This is a genomic window from Variovorax sp. P1_H12_2 (assembly GCF_056405335.1).
On sequence record NZ_JBFUCI010000786.1, the window covers coordinates 1 to 1,021 of the forward strand.

At 66.3% G+C, this 1,021-nt stretch carries 2 protein-coding genes; one reads left to right on the top strand and one right to left on the bottom strand.

All coding sequences use genetic code 11. From position 1 onward, the window contains the following. The coding region (locus tag AC1D2K_RS35145; protein ID WP_478095103.1) for a LysR family transcriptional regulator at positions 1–247 on the bottom strand (247 nt) is incomplete at its 3' end. A 97-nt stretch (positions 248–344) separates the two neighbouring features. Between AC1D2K_RS35145 and AC1D2K_RS35150 the strand changes: the two genes are divergently transcribed. Beyond that, positions 345–1,021 (top strand): dihydroxy-acid dehydratase domain-containing protein (locus AC1D2K_RS35150; RefSeq protein WP_478095105.1); only part of this gene is annotated, 677 nt, incomplete at its 3' end.

Below are 1,021 nucleotides of genomic sequence, written 5' to 3' on the forward strand. Positions count from 1 at the left end.
GCGCCTGGGCGCGGGCCAGCAGTTCGCGCACCTCGGGCAGCAGCGCCTCGCCGGCCGGCGTCAGCGCCACGCGGCGCCGGGTGCGGTCGAACAGCGGCACGCCGAGCGTCTTCTCGAGCTGGGCGATGGCTTGCGTGACCGGCGGTTGCGTCATGTGCAGGCGCAGCGCGGCCCGCCCGAAATGGAGTTCCTCGGCGACGGCCACGAACTGGCGCCAGGCGCGCAGGTCGATCGATGCTTCTTTCATATGCCAAGCATATCAATAGCACCCCGAAATAGGATTGGAAGCAATCAATCAATCGTCCGATACTTGGCATCCCCCGATCACGAACCCGAGAACCACGATGGACACCAAACCGCTCCAGATCAACCGCCGCAGCGCCAACATCGTCGAAGGCAAGAGCCGCGCGCCGAACCGCTCGATGTTCTATGCGATGGGCTACCAGGAAGGCGACTTCAAGAAGCCGATGGTCGGCGTCGCCAATGGCCACAGCACGATCACGCCCTGCAACTCGGGCCTGCAGAAGCTGGCCGATGCCGCGATCGCGGGCATCGAGGAGGCCGGCGGCAACGCGCAGGTGTTCGGCACGCCCACCATCTCCGACGGCATGGCGATGGGCACCGAAGGCATGAAGTACTCGCTGGTGAGCCGCGAGGTGATCTCCGACTGCATCGAGACCTGCGTCGGCGGCCAGTGGATGGACGGCGTGCTGGTGGTCGGCGGCTGCGACAAGAACATGCCCGGCGGCCTGATGGGCATGCTGCGCGCCAACGTGCCGGCGATCTACGTCTATGGCGGCACCATCCTGCCGGGCAGGTACAAGGGCCAGGACCTGAACATCGTGAGCGTGTTCGAAGCCGTCGGCCAGAACGCCGCGGGCAACCTGAGCGACGAGGACCTGCGCGAGATCGAGATGCGCGCGATCCCCGGTACCGGCTCCTGCGGCGGCATGTACACGGCCAACACGATGAGCTCGGCCTTCGAGGCGCTGGGCATCTCGCTGCCCTACTCGTCCACGAT